Origin of the sequence: Curtobacterium sp. PhB146, from assembly GCF_004342995.1 — a bacterium.
Classification (GTDB): domain Bacteria; phylum Actinomycetota; class Actinomycetes; order Actinomycetales; family Microbacteriaceae; genus Curtobacterium.
Genome location: NZ_SMBN01000001.1, coordinates 1,535,818 through 1,549,304 on the forward strand (window position 1 = coordinate 1,535,818; position 13,487 = coordinate 1,549,304).

The following is a 13,487-nucleotide window of genomic DNA, read 5'->3' on the forward strand; positions in this document are numbered from 1 at the left end:
GCTGGATGCTGCGTGCTGCGTGCTGCTTGTCCGCGCCCGCTACTCGTCGTCGTCCGCGGCGCGGCGGCGGAGTTCGGAGGCGCTGATCGGCTGAGTGTGCGTCGCCTCGGACGTCTCGTCCGCGTCCGTGGGCTCTGCCGGCGCCTGGGTGATGCGGGTCGGGATCGACGTCGTGTTCGTCGTGCCCGGGGTCTCGACCCTCGGAGCAGGAGCGGACGCCGGGGTCGTCGGTGCGCCCGGGGTCGTCGGGACGTCGTTGGCGGGCGTCCGGTTGACGTGGGCGTCGGCCGAGGTCGGCGCCGGTGTCGCGACGGTGGACGGTGCGGGACGGTCGGTGCCGCGGGCCGGGGTCACCCGATCGGTGTCGCCGAAGGCCTTGGTGACGGCGTCGTCGTCCACCACCTCGGTGTCGTCGGTGCCGCGGCTCGGGGTCGAGCGTGCGGGTGACGTGGGCGTTCCGAGTGCCGGGCGCACGGGCGGTGCGGCCTCGTCACCGTAGACGCGGGTGGTGTTCTCGCCGTACGAGCGGGTGGCGTTGGCGTCCGACCCACCGCGGTTCACCGAGAACCCGGGTCCTGCGGTAGGAGCGGCGGCAGTGGGGGCGGACCCGGCGGCGGCAGCTGCGGCAGCGGGGGCGCCACCGGCGGGCGCCGACCCGGCGTTCGCCGGAGCCGACGGCGCGGAGGCGGGCGTGATTCCCGGACGCTGTGCCGGACGCAAGGAAGTCGTCGTCGGCGTCGGGCGCTCGACGGGAGCCGCCGGGGCGGGAGCAGCCTGGGTCGGGGTCTGCGGTCGGGCGGCCCCGTTCTGGTCGGCGTTCCAGTCCTGCTGGCGCTTGATCAGGTCGGCGTCCGGGTCGGGGGACTCGAACTTCCAGCGCTCGAGGTCGGCCTTGAAGAGCTTGCGAGCGCGGCCCGGACGGGCCTGCCACTCGAGCAGGCGGTCGCGGAACTCGGCGAGCGACTGGTCGGCCTGGAAGCTGAAGGTCGACGAGTTCTTCTTGATGTCGGCGATCTCGTGTTGCGCCCAGCTGGCGGCGAGGGGCGCACCCTGCACGGGGAGCAGCCGGAGCCGGATGTCGGCGTCCTCTGCCAGGTGGTCCGCGTACCCGCGTTCGTCGTGCCCGAGCGAGCCCCAGGCAGCGGCCTTGCGCGCCGCGGAGATGATCGCGGCGACGGCGGCGTTCTTCGACTCGCGCTCCTGCAGGGCGACGACCCGCTTGGTCGCACCCCGTCCGATGAGTGCCGCTATGACGCCGGCGACGACGATGGCGACGAAGGGGATCACGGCACCCGATATCACCCGCCACCCGTCGTCGGACGAAGTCCAGTCGGTCAGGTCGTTCCACCAGTCCATGCGCGCACCATACTCACGAAACGGTCAGGCCCCGGGGAGGACGAACGGCGTTCCGCGCATCCGACCCGAGATGATTCCAATCTGGAACATCATGACCAACGGAGGCAGTCCACGGCGTCGTCGGCGGACCACACGTTCGGCAGCTCGACGAACCGACGCTCGGTGGCGACGTAGCGACGGGCGCGGTAGGCGGTGTCACCGGCGACGTCGATGCGGTCGACGTAGCCGACGATCTCGCCGTTGGCGCGGGTCACGCGGCTCAGGTCATCGCGGACGTCGAGGATGCGGTAGTCGCCGCGCGACCGGGAGAGCGGGACGGTGCGGATCCGCAGTGCGGGTTCGGTCGTGGTCTGCATCGTGGCCTCCTGGTCGGTGTGGTCTCGACGCTACGGGCCACCACCGACACGCCGGGGCTCTGTCGACGCATCGTGGACGGCGGGACGAGCGGTGCGTGCTGTGGAGGGGGTGTCCCCTGTCCAACCCCGCACGGATGTCGGGGAGGTAGGTTGTGGCCATGACCACATTCGTGCTCGCAGGTGGGTGTTTCTGGTGTCTCGATGCCGTGTACCGCACGCTCCAGGGCGTGCAGGACGTGGAGTCCGGCTACATCGGCGGTCGGGTGGAGAACCCGTCGTACGAGCTGGTGTGCACGGGTTCGACCGGTCACGCCGAGGCCGTCGCGGTCACCTTCGACGAGACGGTGATCCCGGCCGAGGTCATCCTCGACGTCTTCTTCACGCTGCACGACCCGCGGCAGCTGAACCGGCAGGGCGCTGACGTCGGCACGCAGTACCGCTCGGCGATGTTCCCGGCGGACGACGCGCAGCGCGCGCTCTTCGAGCAGGCGATCCAGCGCGCATCCGACATCTGGGACGGCGGGATCGTCACCACGATCGAGCCGCTCACGACGTTCTACGCGGCGGAGGAGTACCACCAGGACTTCTTCGCGAAGAACCCCGGTCAGGGCTACTGCCTCGCAGTGGCGCTGCCGAAGGTGAACAAGGTCCGCAAGGCCTACAGTCAGTACATCCTGGCGTCCTGATCCTCGGGCGTCGGGGCCACAAGGAGGTGGTCGAACGATGACGAACAACACCGGGACCTGGGTCGCGATCGGTCCGGCGGGTGCGGTGGGCAGCATCCACCGTGCCGCGGACGGCTTCCAGGTCGAGCTCTACGGACGAGGGCGCACCGGCGGGCTCTACCCGTCGCTCGAGTCGGCGAAGGGCGCGGTCCACGCCGCGCTCGGCCCGCTCGCGGCGCGGCCCGAGTTCCGAGCGCACTAGCGGTCCAGGGCCGGACAGGAGGCCCGGGGGACTCGTCCTCCACAGGTCGCCTGATCGGGTCCACACGCCACAGATCGAGCCCGGGGCTGCTTCGACAGCCCCGGGCTCGATGACGATCGACGCATGAACGACATCATCACCGTCTGCGGAATCGTCGCCACGGAACCCCGTCACCTCGTCACCGAGACCGGCATCGCCATCACGAGCCTCCGGCTCGCCTCACCGTCACGTCGATGGGACCGGGCCAGCGCGGCCTGGGTCAACGGTGCGACCAACTGGTACACGCGTCACCGCGTTCCGCTCCCTCGCGTCGAACGTGTTCAAGTCCCTGAAGAAGGGCGACCGCATCGTCGTCTCCGGCCGCGTCCGGATCCGCACCTGGGAGCGCGACGGCCGTGGTGGAACGTCGGTCGAGATCGACGCCGACGGCATCGGGCACGACCTGGCGTGGGGCATCAGCAACTGGGTCCGGGTGCCGCGCCAGGTGAACGACACGACGTCGGGGCACGGCGGGGTGCGGGGCGTCGATCCCCGGACCGGCGAGGTGCACGGCGGCGGGCTGGGCGCGGCTCCTGCGCTCGACGGTCAGGCGCACGAGCACGAGTCCGACCCCGGGGCCGGAGCCGGCCACGAAGACGGTGACGCACCCGGGAGCGACCACGGGACCGGGGCCGGGATCGACGACGGACTCGACGAAGCCGACCCGGTCGGGCCGTCGGAGCGCATGCTCGAACAGGACGGTGCCGCGTTCGACCCCGAGTCGCCGGACGACGACGGACCCCTCGCCCGGGTCGCCGCGTGAGTCCGGTCAGACCCGCCGGACGGTCACCACTTCTGCGCGATCATCGCGATGCCGGACACCTGCTCGGTGTCCCAGTTCCCACCGCGCGGCAGCCCGGCGACCCGGCCGTCGATCTTGAAGGTCGCGCCCTGGATCCTCGGCTTGTTCGTCTGCGTCGCCTTCAGCCCGCGGAACGAGAAGCTCGTGTTCCACGTGCCGTTCAGGCCGGTCTGGCCCTTCCGGTCGCCGACGGTGATGCGCGTGTTCTGCACGGTCGAGTGCACGACGTCGCCATTGAGTCGGGCGTTCGCCTCGGCGTTGAAGAACAGCCGGCCGTCCAGGTTGAGCTCGAGGGTGCCGATCGTCTTGTGGTTCACGATCATCGTCGCGACGTCGTTCTTGTACCAGCGCATCCCGATCGGCGTGAGCTTGTTCGTCGCCGGACCGAGGTAGCCGTAGGTGAACTTGCCGTTCTGCACGCGCTCCCAGATGTAGCGCGGCTTGCCCTTGCTCTCGGGGGACCCCTTGTCCGACTGGATGCCGAAGGAGTAGGCGTTGTTGTGGGCGTCGTGGACGTTGATGTACGACGAGTAGCCCGTGCCGGACCCGTTGGCGCTGATGCTCGCCGTGTAGAGCAGGTACGGGTTCCCCTTCGGGACGGCACCGGCGGCCGATGCCGGCGCGGCCGGTGCGACGAGGGCGACGGTGAGCGCGATCGCTCCGACGAAGGGGAGCGCGAGTCGGCGCAGTCGTGTGGCGTGCCTGGTCATGGTTGTCATCCCGTCCGTGATCCTGGATCGGTCCGCGTCGTGGTGAGCGACGGTCCCCGAGGTGGTTGGCGAGGACAACCTACGTCGTCGCCAGGGATCCCGACAGACCCCCGTCCCGCCGGGTGCGCGAAGCGGCGATCCCGTTCCGGGCGCGCGACGCACCGACGGGGTCACTACACTTGGGGCCGATATGGCTGAGTACATCTACCAGATGGTCCGCGCCCGCAAGGCGGTCGGCGACAAGCTGATCCTCGACGACGTCACGATGTCGTTCCTCCCCGGCGCCAAGATCGGCGTCGTGGGACCGAACGGTGCGGGCAAGTCGACGATCCTGAAGATCATGGCCGGTCTCGACCAGCCGTCGAACGGTGAGGCGAAGCTCACGCCGGGCTTCACCGTCGGCATCCTCATGCAGGAGCCGGAGCTCGACGAGACGAAGACCGTCCTCGAGAACGTCCAGGAAGGCGTCGGCGAGATCCACGCGAAGCTCGCCCGCTTCAACGAGATCTCCGCGCTGATGGCCGAGCCCGACGCCGACTTCGACGCGCTCCTCGCCGAGATGGGCACGCTGCAGGAAGAGATCGACGCCGCCGACGCGTGGGACCTCGACTCGCAGCTCGAGCAGGCCATGGCCGCGCTCCAGTGCCCCCCGGGGGACGAGCTCGTCACGCACCTGTCCGGCGGTGAGAAGCGTCGCGTCGCGCTCTGCAAGCTCCTGCTCCAGAAGCCCGACCTGCTCCTGCTCGACGAGCCCACCAACCACCTGGACGCCGAGAGCGTGCAGTGGCTCGAGCAGCACCTGCAGCAGTACCACGGTGCCGTCCTCGCCGTGACCCACGACCGGTACTTCCTGGACCACGTCGCCCAGTGGATCGCCGAGGTCGACCGTGGTCGCCTCTACCCGTACGAGGGCAACTACTCGACGTACCTCGAGAAGAAGCGTGCGCGCCTCGAGGTGCAGGGCAAGAAGGACGCGAAGCTCGCGAAGCGCCTGTCCTCCGAGCTCGACTGGGTCCGCAGCAACACCAAGGGTCGTCAGGCGAAGTCGAAGGCCCGTCTCGCCCGGTACGAAGAGATGGTCACCGAGGCCGAGCGCACCCGCAAGCTCGACTTCGAGGAGATCGTGATCCCCGTGGGCCCGCGTCTGGGCTCGCAGGTCATCGACGCCGAGAAGCTGCACAAGCAGTTCGGTGAGCGCGTCATCATCGGTGACCTGTCGTTCACGCTGCCCCGCAACGGCATCGTCGGCGTCATCGGCCCGAACGGTGTCGGCAAGACGACGCTGTTCAAGACGATCGTCGGGCTCGAACCCCTCGACGGCGGCACGCTGAAGATCGGCGACACGGTCGACATCTCGTACGTCGACCAGAGCCGTGGCGGCATCGACCCGAACAAGAACCTGTGGGAGGTCGTGTCCGACGGGCTCGACTACATCCAGGTCGGCAAGACCGAGATCCCGTCCCGCGCGTACGTCTCGCAGTTCGGGTTCAAGGGCCCGGACCAGCAGAAGCGGGCCGGCATCCTGTCCGGTGGCGAGCGCAACCGTCTGAACCTCGCGCTGACGCTCAAGCAGGGCGGCAACCTGCTGCTCCTCGACGAGCCGACGAACGACCTGGACGTCGAGACCCTCGGCAGCCTCGAGAACGCCCTGCTCGAGTACCCCGGTTGCGCCGTGGTCATCACCCACGACCGGTGGTTCCTCGACCGCATCGCGACCCACATCCTGGCGTGGGAAGGCCTCAACGAGGACGGCACGCCGAACTGGTACTGGTTCGAGGGCAACTTCGAGGCGTACGAGGAGAACAAGATCGAGCGCCTCGGTGCCGATGCCGCGAAGCCCGGGCGCGCGACGTACCGCAAGCTCACCCGCGACTGACCCGCGTGGCGAGACTGCACGCTCCCATCCGCATGCGGTGGAGCGACATCGACGCCTACGGCCACGTCAACAACTCCGCGATGCTGCGCCTGCTCGAAGAGGCGCGCATCGTGGGGTTCTGGGGTCCGGACGCGGGTGAGCTGACGGCGGACGGCAGCCTGCCCGAGCCGATCATCGACGGTCGGCCGGGCTCCGGCACGATGACGGTGATCGCCGGACAGCGCCTCGAGTACCTCGCGTCGATCCCGTACCTGCGCCAGCCGCTCGACATCCAGATGTGGATCGGGCGGCTCGGTGGGGCGAGCGTCGACGTGTCGTACGAGGTCTGGTCGCCGGTCGGGCAGCAGCCGGCCGAGCTCTACACCCGGGCGACGACCGCGCTCGTCATGGTGGACGCCGCCACGAACCGTCCTCGGCGGCTGACCGCGGCCGAGCGTGCGGCGTGCGAGCAGTACCTCGAGGCCCCGGTGGAGTTCAGCCGCCCGTAGGGACCCGCATCATGCCCTCCTGCGCCACGGTCGCCAGCAGGCGTCCGTCGCGGGAGAACATCCGACCGAACGCGAGCCCCCGGCCGCCCTGGGCGCTGGGGGACTCCTGCGTGTACAGGATCCACTCGTCGGCCCGACCGTCGCGGTGCCACCACATCGCGTGGTCGAGGCTGGCGCTCTTCACGCCGGGCGTGCCCCAGGCGACGCCGTGCCGCCGCATGATCGGTTCGAGGATCGACAGGTCGCTGGCGTACCCGAGGACCGCACGGTGCAGCGCCGGGTCGTCCGGCAGGTCGCCCTGCACACGGAACCAGACCGCCTGGTGCGGCACGTGCTCGCCCTGCACGTCGACGAACACCGGTCCCTCGACGTGCCGCAGGTCGATCGAGCGCTCGGCCCAGGCCTTGGCGACGGGGTGGTCGATGGTGGACAGGATCGACGCGGCGGACGGCAGCGACTCCGGTGACGGCGTGTCCACCGGGTACGGGTCCTGGTGCTCGACCCCGGTGTCCGGCACCTGGAACGACGCGATCATCGAGAAGATCGGAACTCCGCGCTGGTAGGCCTGCACGCGACGTGTCGCGAAGGACCGACCGTCGTGGATGCGTTCGACGCCAAAGGTGATCGGCACGTCGATGTCGCCGGGACGCAGGAAGTACCCGTGCATCGAGTGGATGTCACGCCCCTCGATGGTGGCCTGCGCAGCGACGATGCACTGGGCGAGCACCTGGCCGCCGAACACCCGCCCGCCGGGGGACCAGTGGTTCGCGCCGGTGAGGATCGTCTCACCCGTGCTCGCACCGGTGTCCTCGAGTCGGAGTGTCCGCAGGAAGTCGGGTTCGCCGTTCACGTGGTGCAGTCTACGAACACAGGGTGCGCCGGTAGGATCGGTTCGACATGGGCACCTCGTTCACGCTTCCCGACGCCGCCTCCCTAGGGGACCTCCGCACGTACCTCGGACGTGCCGCTCGGATCGAGGACGGTTCGGTCCGGTTCATCGCCGACTCCGGTGTCCTCGCGGTCTACACGGCGATCCTGTACCCCCTCGGACTCCTCGACGAGCTGCCGACGGTGCTCGGCCTCCGCACGTTCTCGCTCACCGAGCCCGCGACGATCGACGCCGTGGTGCCGCTGCAGTCCCTGCTCGAGCGGCTCCGGCTCCTCGCCGAGGAACAGGACGCCGAGCACGCCGACGGCGCCGACCCGACGCGGGCCACACCGATCGAGGTCGAGCTCCCGCACGAGGTCCACACCGTGACGTGGGCGGCGATCTCCCCGCCCCGTGGCGGATGGGTGCCGCTGCCCGACGTCTCGCCGGAGCTGCTGCGCCGCGCCACCCGTGACGGCATCGCCGAGGTCGCCGACGCCGTCCCGACCAACGCGGGTGAGGCGATCATCCGCAAGGTGCGATCCGAGGTCTGGGGCCGTCCGGTGCCGGGCATCGAGCACCTGCCCGCTGGTGCAGGCTTCGCGGGGGAGAGCCTCGGCTTCCTCGGGCACGACCCGGTCCGCCTGTTCGAGACCGGTCCGTGGAGCCGTCTGACGACGTCGCGCGGGCACGTGCTCGTCAAACGCCGCGCCTGGACCCTGAACCTGTAGCGAACGTCCCGTCCTGGCCAGGTGGTTGGCTGGCCGCATGCACGTCTTGCTCACCGGTGCGTCCGGGTACATCGGCTCTTCCGTCCTCCGCGCCCTCGTCGCCCACGGGCACGAGGTGACCGCCATCGTCCGCTCCGACGAGAAGGCGCAGCACGTGCGTGACGCCGGTGGGCACGCCCTCGTCGGGGACGTCACCGACACCGAGGTCGTCGAACGACTGGTGCACGAGACCGACGGCGTCGTCCACACGGCGTCCGCGCCCGACGTCGACCCGGACTTCACCGCGACGGTCCTGCGCGCGTCCGCCGGCACACCGAAGCCGTTCGTGCACACCGGCGGCATCTTCACCTTCGGCAACTCGACGGACATCTCCGAGCAGTCGCCGATCGATCCGCCCGAGCTGACGTCGTGGCGCACGGCGAACGAGGCTGCCGTGCGGGCGAGCGACGTGCGGACCACGATCGTCGCCCCGGGCATCGTGTACGGGCGGGGTGCCGGCATCCCCGCGATGTTCGTCAGCGACGGCACCCAGCCGGTCACGCTGGTCGGTGACGGCTCGCAGCGCTGGACCACGGTGCACGTCGACGACCTCGGCGAGCTCTACGTCCTCGCGCTGGAGCGTGCCGAGCAGGACGGGTACATCGTCGCCGCGACCGGGGACAACCCGACGGTGCGCGAACTCGCCGAAGCGGGAGCGCACGGCGCACCGGTCGTCGCCGAGAGCGTCGATGCTTCGCGCGAGCGACTCGGCGGGGACTTCGCCGACGCGCTGCTCCTGCACCAGGAGGCGTCCGGAGCCCACGCCCGCTCCGCCTTCGGGTGGAAGCCGACGCACCCGTCCCTGGTCCAGGACCTCGCCACCGGCTCGTACGCGCGCTGAGGACGACGAACGGCCCTCGACGACGGCGTCAGCGCCGTCGAGGTTCCACAACACGCCGCGCGTCGTTCGCCGAGGTTCCACGAACGGCACGAGGCGGCGCCGAGATGTGCAGATTTCGGAACCTGGGCGGCAGTCGGAACCTGGGCGGCAGTCGGAACCTGGACGGCTGAAGACCAGGCGTCAGTCGAAGGTGTTCGTCATGGCGTGCGCGGCGCGGTCGAGGTACGCCCAGAGCTCGGCCTCGTCGAGGGGTGCGAGCTGCAGGGACTCGACGGCCTCACGCATGTGGTGCAGCCAGCGCTCGCGGGCCTCGGACGTGATGCGGAACGGGTTGTGCCGCATCCGGAGCCGGGGGTGTCCGCGCTCCTCGCTGTAGGTGCCCGGCCCGCCCCAGTACTGCTGCAGGAAGGCCGACAGGCGCCAGATCGCGCCCTCGAGGTCGTCGGCCGGGTACATCGGCCAGATGACGTCGTCCTGCTGCACGCCCTCGTAGAACCGGCGGACGAGCCGGTCGAAGGTCGGGGCGCCGCCAATGCGGTCGAAGAGCGAGCCGGTGGCCGAGACGCCGTGCTCGCCGACGCGAAGCGTGATGGGCTGCGCCGGAACACCCGACACGCCAGGCACGCCGAGACCAGCCCCGCCGGGACCGCTGCTCGGAGGTGTGGGATCGGTCACTGGGGGTCCTTCCCGCCGTCGTGGTGGTCGTCGGTCCGGATGGGTTGCCCGAGCACGTTGCGCTTGGGGCGGCGCGGCTTGGTCGGCGCCGGGGTGGGCCGCGTCTGCACCGACCGCAGCCCGTTGATCGAGGTCGCGTTCTCCCAGCCCTCGGGCATGATCATCGCCATCGCCGGCAGGGTGACTCCGATCTCGTCGACGGCGTGCTTCAGGCGGGCGCGGAGTTCGCGGCCGACGACGTCGAGTTCGGAGGCGCGGGTCTTCACGACGAGCCGGAACACCATGCCGTCGGGGGAGACCGACTGCAGCCCCCAGATCTCGGGCTTCTCGACGATGCGCTGGCGCCAGCGGGGCTCCTGCGACATGGTGACGGCGGCCGCGAGCAGGGCGTCCTGCACGGCGTCGATGTCGGTGTCGTAGGGGACGGTGATGTCGACGAGGACGCGCGACCAGCCCTGGGACAGGTTGCCGACGCGCAGGATCTGCCCGTTCGGCACGAACCACAGGATCCCGTTGACGTCGCGCACCTGCATGACACGGAGTCCGACGTTCTCGACGACGCCCGTGGCCTGCCCGGTGTCGACGACGTCGCCGACGCCGGCCTGGTCCTCGAGGATCATGAAGATGCCGGACAGCAGGTCCTTCACGATCGACTGCGCGCCGACGGCGAGGCCCGCAGCGACGAGCGACGCGCCACCGACGATGCCGACGGCGGCGTTCGGGATCGCCACGGGGATGATGATCGCAAGGGCCACCACCACGACGATGACCGTCGCGAGGTTCTCGAGCACGCTGCCCAGGGTGCGGGTCCGCTGCACCACGCGCGCGGTCTGGACCGGCGACGCGATGAGTGCCTGCGTGTCCTCGGCGCCCTGACGCTTCTTCACGCCGTTCACGACACGGTCGACGATCTGTTTGATCATCCGGCGGAGGATCACGCGCAGGATGATCGCCGCGATGATCGTGATCACGATCGTGATCGGAATGTGCCAGGCGTCGACGAACTGGGTGAACGCGTTGGATGCCCACTTCGGGACGTCGGAGGTCTCTGCAGCCAAGGTCATATCCGGTCGATGCTAAGGGCGGGGCCTCGGCGTTCCATGAGGAACGCCAAGACCCCGCCGATCAGTCACTCGAGCTCAGGCGTCGGCAGCCTGCACCCGGAGCGCACGCTCCGTGCCCGCGACGCTCTCGGACACGATGCGCCGCAGCGCCGGGGTCTCCGGGTGCGCCTCGAGCCACGCGTGGGCGGCGTCGCGGAGCTCGGCCGACGCGAGCGGCGCCGGGTAGAGGCCCGAGACGATGGTGTCGGCCATGTGGTAGCTGCGCTCGGCCCAGATACGGGTGAGCACCTCGAAGTACTTCGGCACGAGGCCTTCGAGCACGACGGGGCTGTTCACGTGCTGGAACCCGACCGTGGTCTGGCGCACGATCGCGTTCGGCAGCTCGGAGGAGTCGACGAGCGACGCGAAGGCGGCCAGCTTGCCCTCGGCGGTCGGGATCGTCGCACGGGCGCGGGCCGCGGCCTGCTCACCCGACGCGGTCTTGTCGGCCGCGAGTTCGGCGTCGACCTCGGCATCGGAGGCGGCACCGGCGAGCACGAGGCCCTCGAGCAGCTCCCAGCGCAGGTCGGTGTCGATCTCGAGCCCGTTCAGTGTGACCGAACCGTCGCGCAGCCCCTGCAGGGTGGCGACGTGCTCGGGTGTCGACGCGATCTGCGCGAAGAACTTCACGAACTGGAACTGGGCGTCCGAGCCGGCCTCGGCCGAGGCCGCGAGCTGCCAGAGCGTCTCGCCCACCGTGCGGACCGTGGCGTCGACCTTCGACGGCGCCACGTAGTTGCGCGTCGTCAGGAGCAGCTGCGACAGGGTCGTGCGGATGGTCGTCGACTCGGACTCGGTCGCGATGTTGCCGAGCGCGAGCCGGACGTAGTCGCTGGCGGGCGATTCGGCGTCGCGCGTGGCGTCCCACATCGCACCCCACACGATGGAGCGGGCGAGCGGGTTCGCGATGGCCGCGAGGTGCTCGATCGCCGTCGTGCGGGACTGCTCGTCGAGACGGATCTTGGCGTAGGCCAGGTCGTCGTCGTTGAGGAGCACGAGGTCGCCGCGCTGCACGCCGACGAGCTCGGGGACCTCGGTGCGTGCGCCGTCGACGTCGATCTCGACGCGGTGCACGCGCTCGAGCTTGCCGCCGGACGACGCGGTGTCGGCACCGAACGGCGCGGAGTCGTCCGTCCCGAAGGAGTAGACGCCGATGGCCAGGCGGTGCGGGCGGAGCGTCGGGTAGTCGGCCGGCGCTTCCTGCAGGACGGCGAACGCGGTGATCGCGCCGGACGCGTCGACCTCGATCTCCGGGCGGAGCGTGTTGACGCCCGCGGTCTCGAGCCAGAGCTTCGACCACTCGGACAGGTCGCGGCCGCTGGTGGCCTCGAGCTCGACGAGCAGGTCACGCAGCTCGGTGTTCGAGTGGTGGTGCTTCTTGAAGTAGGCCGAGACACCGGCGAAGAACGCGTCGATGCCGACCCACGCCACGAGCTGCTTCAGGACGGAGCCGCCCTTGGCGTACGTGATGCCGTCGAAGTTGACCTGGACGTCCTCGAGGTCGTTGATCGTCGCGACGATCGGGTGGGTCGAGGGCAGCTGGTCCTGGCGGTAGGCCCAGGACTTCTCCATCGCCTGGAACGTGGTCCAGGCCTCGGTCCACTCGGTGGCCTCGGCGGTGGCGATCGTGGAGGCCCACTCGGCGAACGACTCGTTCAGCCACAGGTCGTTCCACCACTTCATGGTGACGAGGTCGCCGAACCACATGTGGGCGAGCTCGTGCAGGATCGTGACGACCCGGCGCTCCTTGATGGCGTCGGTCACCTTCGAGCGGAAGACGTAGGTCTCGGTGAACGTGACCGCGCCCGCGTTCTCCATCGCGCCGGCGTTGAACTCCGGCACGAAGAGCTGGTCGTACTTCTCGAACGGGTACGGGACGTCGAACTTCTCCTCGTAGTAGGCGAAGCCCTTCTTCGTGGTCTCGAACACGTACTCGGGGTCGAGGTACTCGGCCAGCGACTTGCGCGCGAAGACGCCGAGCGGGACGGTCCGGCCGTCGCTGCTCGTCAGTTCGTCGCGGACGACCTCGTACGGGCCGGCGATGAGCGCCGTGATGTAGCTCGAGATGGTCGCGGTGGGCGGGAAGGCCCAGGTCGCGTTCTCACCGTCGACGTGGGGCTCGGGCGTCGGGGAGTTCGACACGACCTGCCACCGTGACGGCGCCGTCACGGTGAAGGAGAACTGTGCCTTGAGGTCGGGCTGCTCGAACACCGCGAACATGCGGCGCGAGTCGGGGACCTCGAACTGGGAGTACAGGTACACCTCGTCGTCCACGGGGTCGACGAAGCGGTGCAGGCCTTCGCCGGTGTTCGTGTACAGCGCGTCGCTGACGACCACGAGCTCGTTCTGCTCCTGCAGGTCGTCGAGCTGGATGCGGACGCCGTCGTTCACCGCGGCGACGTCGAGCGCCGTGCCGTTCAGGGTGACGGAGTGCACGGTCTTCGTGATCGCGTCGATGAACGTGGACGCACCGGCGGTCGCGGTGAAGCGCACGCGGGTGGTGCTGCCGAACGTCTCGGCGCCGCGGGTCAGGTCGAGCTCGACGTCGTACGTCTGCACGCTGACGATGCCGGCACGTTCCTGGGCTTCGGTTCTGGTGAGGTTCTCTCCGGGCACGCAACGCTCCATCTTCGCTGAGGACGCGGACGATCGTGGTCCGCGAGGGGGAGTCCCGGC

General features: G+C 69.8%; 14 protein-coding genes. 7 read left to right on the plus strand and 7 right to left on the minus strand.

The genetic code is table 11. The annotated features are described in order from the left end of the window. Positions 1–39: 39 nt before the first annotated feature. Positions 40–1,356: a hypothetical protein gene (locus tag EDF33_RS07415; RefSeq protein ID WP_132099633.1), complete on the minus strand. Its 1,317-nt coding sequence runs from the start codon at positions 1,354–1,356 to the stop codon at positions 40–42. An 89-nt stretch (positions 1,357–1,445) separates the two neighbouring features. Continuing rightward, positions 1,446–1,712 (minus strand): hypothetical protein, encoded by a 267-nt coding sequence (locus EDF33_RS07420; RefSeq protein ID WP_111086795.1) that lies wholly within the window; start codon positions 1,710–1,712, stop codon positions 1,446–1,448. A gap of 158 nt (positions 1,713–1,870) precedes the next feature. Between EDF33_RS07420 and msrA the strand changes: the two genes are divergently transcribed. From msrA to EDF33_RS07435, 3 genes are all read left to right on the plus strand, one after another. Beyond that, on the plus strand, positions 1,871–2,398 hold the full coding sequence (gene msrA, locus EDF33_RS07425; protein ID WP_123294007.1) for a peptide-methionine (S)-S-oxide reductase MsrA: 528 nt from the start codon (positions 1,871–1,873) through the stop codon (positions 2,396–2,398). 37 nt (positions 2,399–2,435) lie between these two features. Further along, positions 2,436–2,639, plus strand: coding sequence for a methyltransferase (locus EDF33_RS07430; protein ID WP_111086793.1), 204 nt, complete (start codon positions 2,436–2,438; stop codon positions 2,637–2,639). A 265-nt stretch (positions 2,640–2,904) separates the two neighbouring features. Continuing rightward, positions 2,905–3,441 (plus strand): single-stranded DNA-binding protein, encoded by a 537-nt coding sequence (locus EDF33_RS07435; RefSeq protein ID WP_132099634.1) that lies wholly within the window; start codon positions 2,905–2,907, stop codon positions 3,439–3,441. A 23-nt stretch (positions 3,442–3,464) separates the two neighbouring features. On the opposite strand, the gene EDF33_RS07440 is transcribed toward EDF33_RS07435, so the two are convergent. Then, complete coding sequence (locus tag EDF33_RS07440) at positions 3,465–4,190, minus strand: hypothetical protein (protein WP_132099635.1); 726 nt, start codon at positions 4,188–4,190, stop codon at positions 3,465–3,467. 190 nt (positions 4,191–4,380) lie between these two features. On the opposite strand from EDF33_RS07440, the gene ettA reads away from it, so the two are divergent. Both ettA and EDF33_RS07450 read left to right on the plus strand, forming a co-directional pair. After that, a complete protein-coding gene (ettA, locus tag EDF33_RS07445) occupies positions 4,381–6,066 on the plus strand; it encodes an energy-dependent translational throttle protein EttA (protein WP_111086790.1) in 1,686 nt (561 codons plus the stop codon). A gap of 32 nt (positions 6,067–6,098) precedes the next feature. Next, positions 6,099–6,554, plus strand: coding sequence for a thioesterase family protein (locus EDF33_RS07450; RefSeq protein WP_131878467.1), 456 nt, complete (start codon positions 6,099–6,101; stop codon positions 6,552–6,554). Here EDF33_RS07450 and EDF33_RS07455 read toward each other — a convergent pair. After that, positions 6,541–7,404, minus strand: a complete 864-nt coding sequence (locus EDF33_RS07455; protein ID WP_123294002.1) for an acyl-CoA thioesterase II — start codon at positions 7,402–7,404, stop codon at positions 6,541–6,543. The genes EDF33_RS07450 and EDF33_RS07455 overlap by 14 nt on opposite strands. Before the next feature lie 47 nt (positions 7,405–7,451). On the opposite strand from EDF33_RS07455, the gene EDF33_RS07460 reads away from it, so the two are divergent. Together EDF33_RS07460 and EDF33_RS07465 are read left to right on the plus strand one after the other, a co-directional pair. Continuing rightward, a complete protein-coding gene (locus tag EDF33_RS07460) occupies positions 7,452–8,153 on the plus strand; it encodes a hypothetical protein (protein ID WP_131878469.1) in 702 nt (233 codons plus the stop codon). A 37-nt stretch (positions 8,154–8,190) separates the two neighbouring features. After that, positions 8,191–9,033 carry an NAD-dependent epimerase/dehydratase family protein gene (locus tag EDF33_RS07465; protein ID WP_132099636.1) on the plus strand — a complete coding sequence of 281 codons (843 nt, stop codon included), beginning with the start codon at positions 8,191–8,193 and terminating at the stop codon, positions 9,031–9,033. 180 nt (positions 9,034–9,213) lie between these two features. Here the strand turns inward: EDF33_RS07465 and EDF33_RS07470 are convergent, their stop codons facing one another. The 3 genes from EDF33_RS07470 to pepN all read right to left on the minus strand — a co-directional run bounded on the left by EDF33_RS07470 (position 9,214) and on the right by pepN (position 13,427). Then, positions 9,214–9,708, minus strand: coding sequence for a globin (locus tag EDF33_RS07470; protein WP_132099637.1), 495 nt, complete (start codon positions 9,706–9,708; stop codon positions 9,214–9,216). Beyond that, positions 9,705–10,772, minus strand: a complete 1,068-nt coding sequence (locus EDF33_RS07475) for a mechanosensitive ion channel domain-containing protein (RefSeq protein WP_132099638.1) — start codon at positions 10,770–10,772, stop codon at positions 9,705–9,707. The genes EDF33_RS07470 and EDF33_RS07475 overlap by 4 nt, the downstream gene beginning before the upstream one ends. A 75-nt stretch (positions 10,773–10,847) precedes the next feature. Continuing rightward, positions 10,848–13,427, minus strand: a complete 2,580-nt coding sequence (gene pepN, locus EDF33_RS07480) for an aminopeptidase N (RefSeq protein WP_132099639.1) — start codon at positions 13,425–13,427, stop codon at positions 10,848–10,850. Positions 13,428–13,487: the final 60 nt, after the last annotated feature.

Bases quoted from the DNA above. Each gene is read 5' to 3' on its own strand.
- EDF33_RS07465 (WP_132099636.1), top strand. From the start codon at position 8,191: ATGCACGTCTTGCTCACCGGTGCGTCCGGGTACATCGGCTCTTCCGTC.
- EDF33_RS07440 (WP_132099635.1), bottom strand. From the start codon at position 4,190: ATGACCAGGCACGCCACACGACTGCGCCGACTCGCGCTCCCCTTCGTC.
- EDF33_RS07415 (WP_132099633.1), bottom strand. From the start codon at position 1,356: ATGGACTGGTGGAACGACCTGACCGACTGGACTTCGTCCGACGACGGG.
- msrA (WP_123294007.1), top strand. From the start codon at position 1,871: ATGACCACATTCGTGCTCGCAGGTGGGTGTTTCTGGTGTCTCGATGCC.
- ettA (WP_111086790.1), top strand. From the start codon at position 4,381: ATGGCTGAGTACATCTACCAGATGGTCCGCGCCCGCAAGGCGGTCGGC.
- EDF33_RS07420 (WP_111086795.1), bottom strand. From the start codon at position 1,712: ATGCAGACCACGACCGAACCCGCACTGCGGATCCGCACCGTCCCGCTC.
- EDF33_RS07430 (WP_111086793.1), top strand. From the start codon at position 2,436: ATGACGAACAACACCGGGACCTGGGTCGCGATCGGTCCGGCGGGTGCG.
- EDF33_RS07460 (WP_131878469.1), top strand. From the start codon at position 7,452: ATGGGCACCTCGTTCACGCTTCCCGACGCCGCCTCCCTAGGGGACCTC.
- EDF33_RS07450 (WP_131878467.1), top strand. From the start codon at position 6,099: ATGCGGTGGAGCGACATCGACGCCTACGGCCACGTCAACAACTCCGCG.
- EDF33_RS07475 (WP_132099638.1), bottom strand. From the start codon at position 10,772: ATGACCTTGGCTGCAGAGACCTCCGACGTCCCGAAGTGGGCATCCAAC.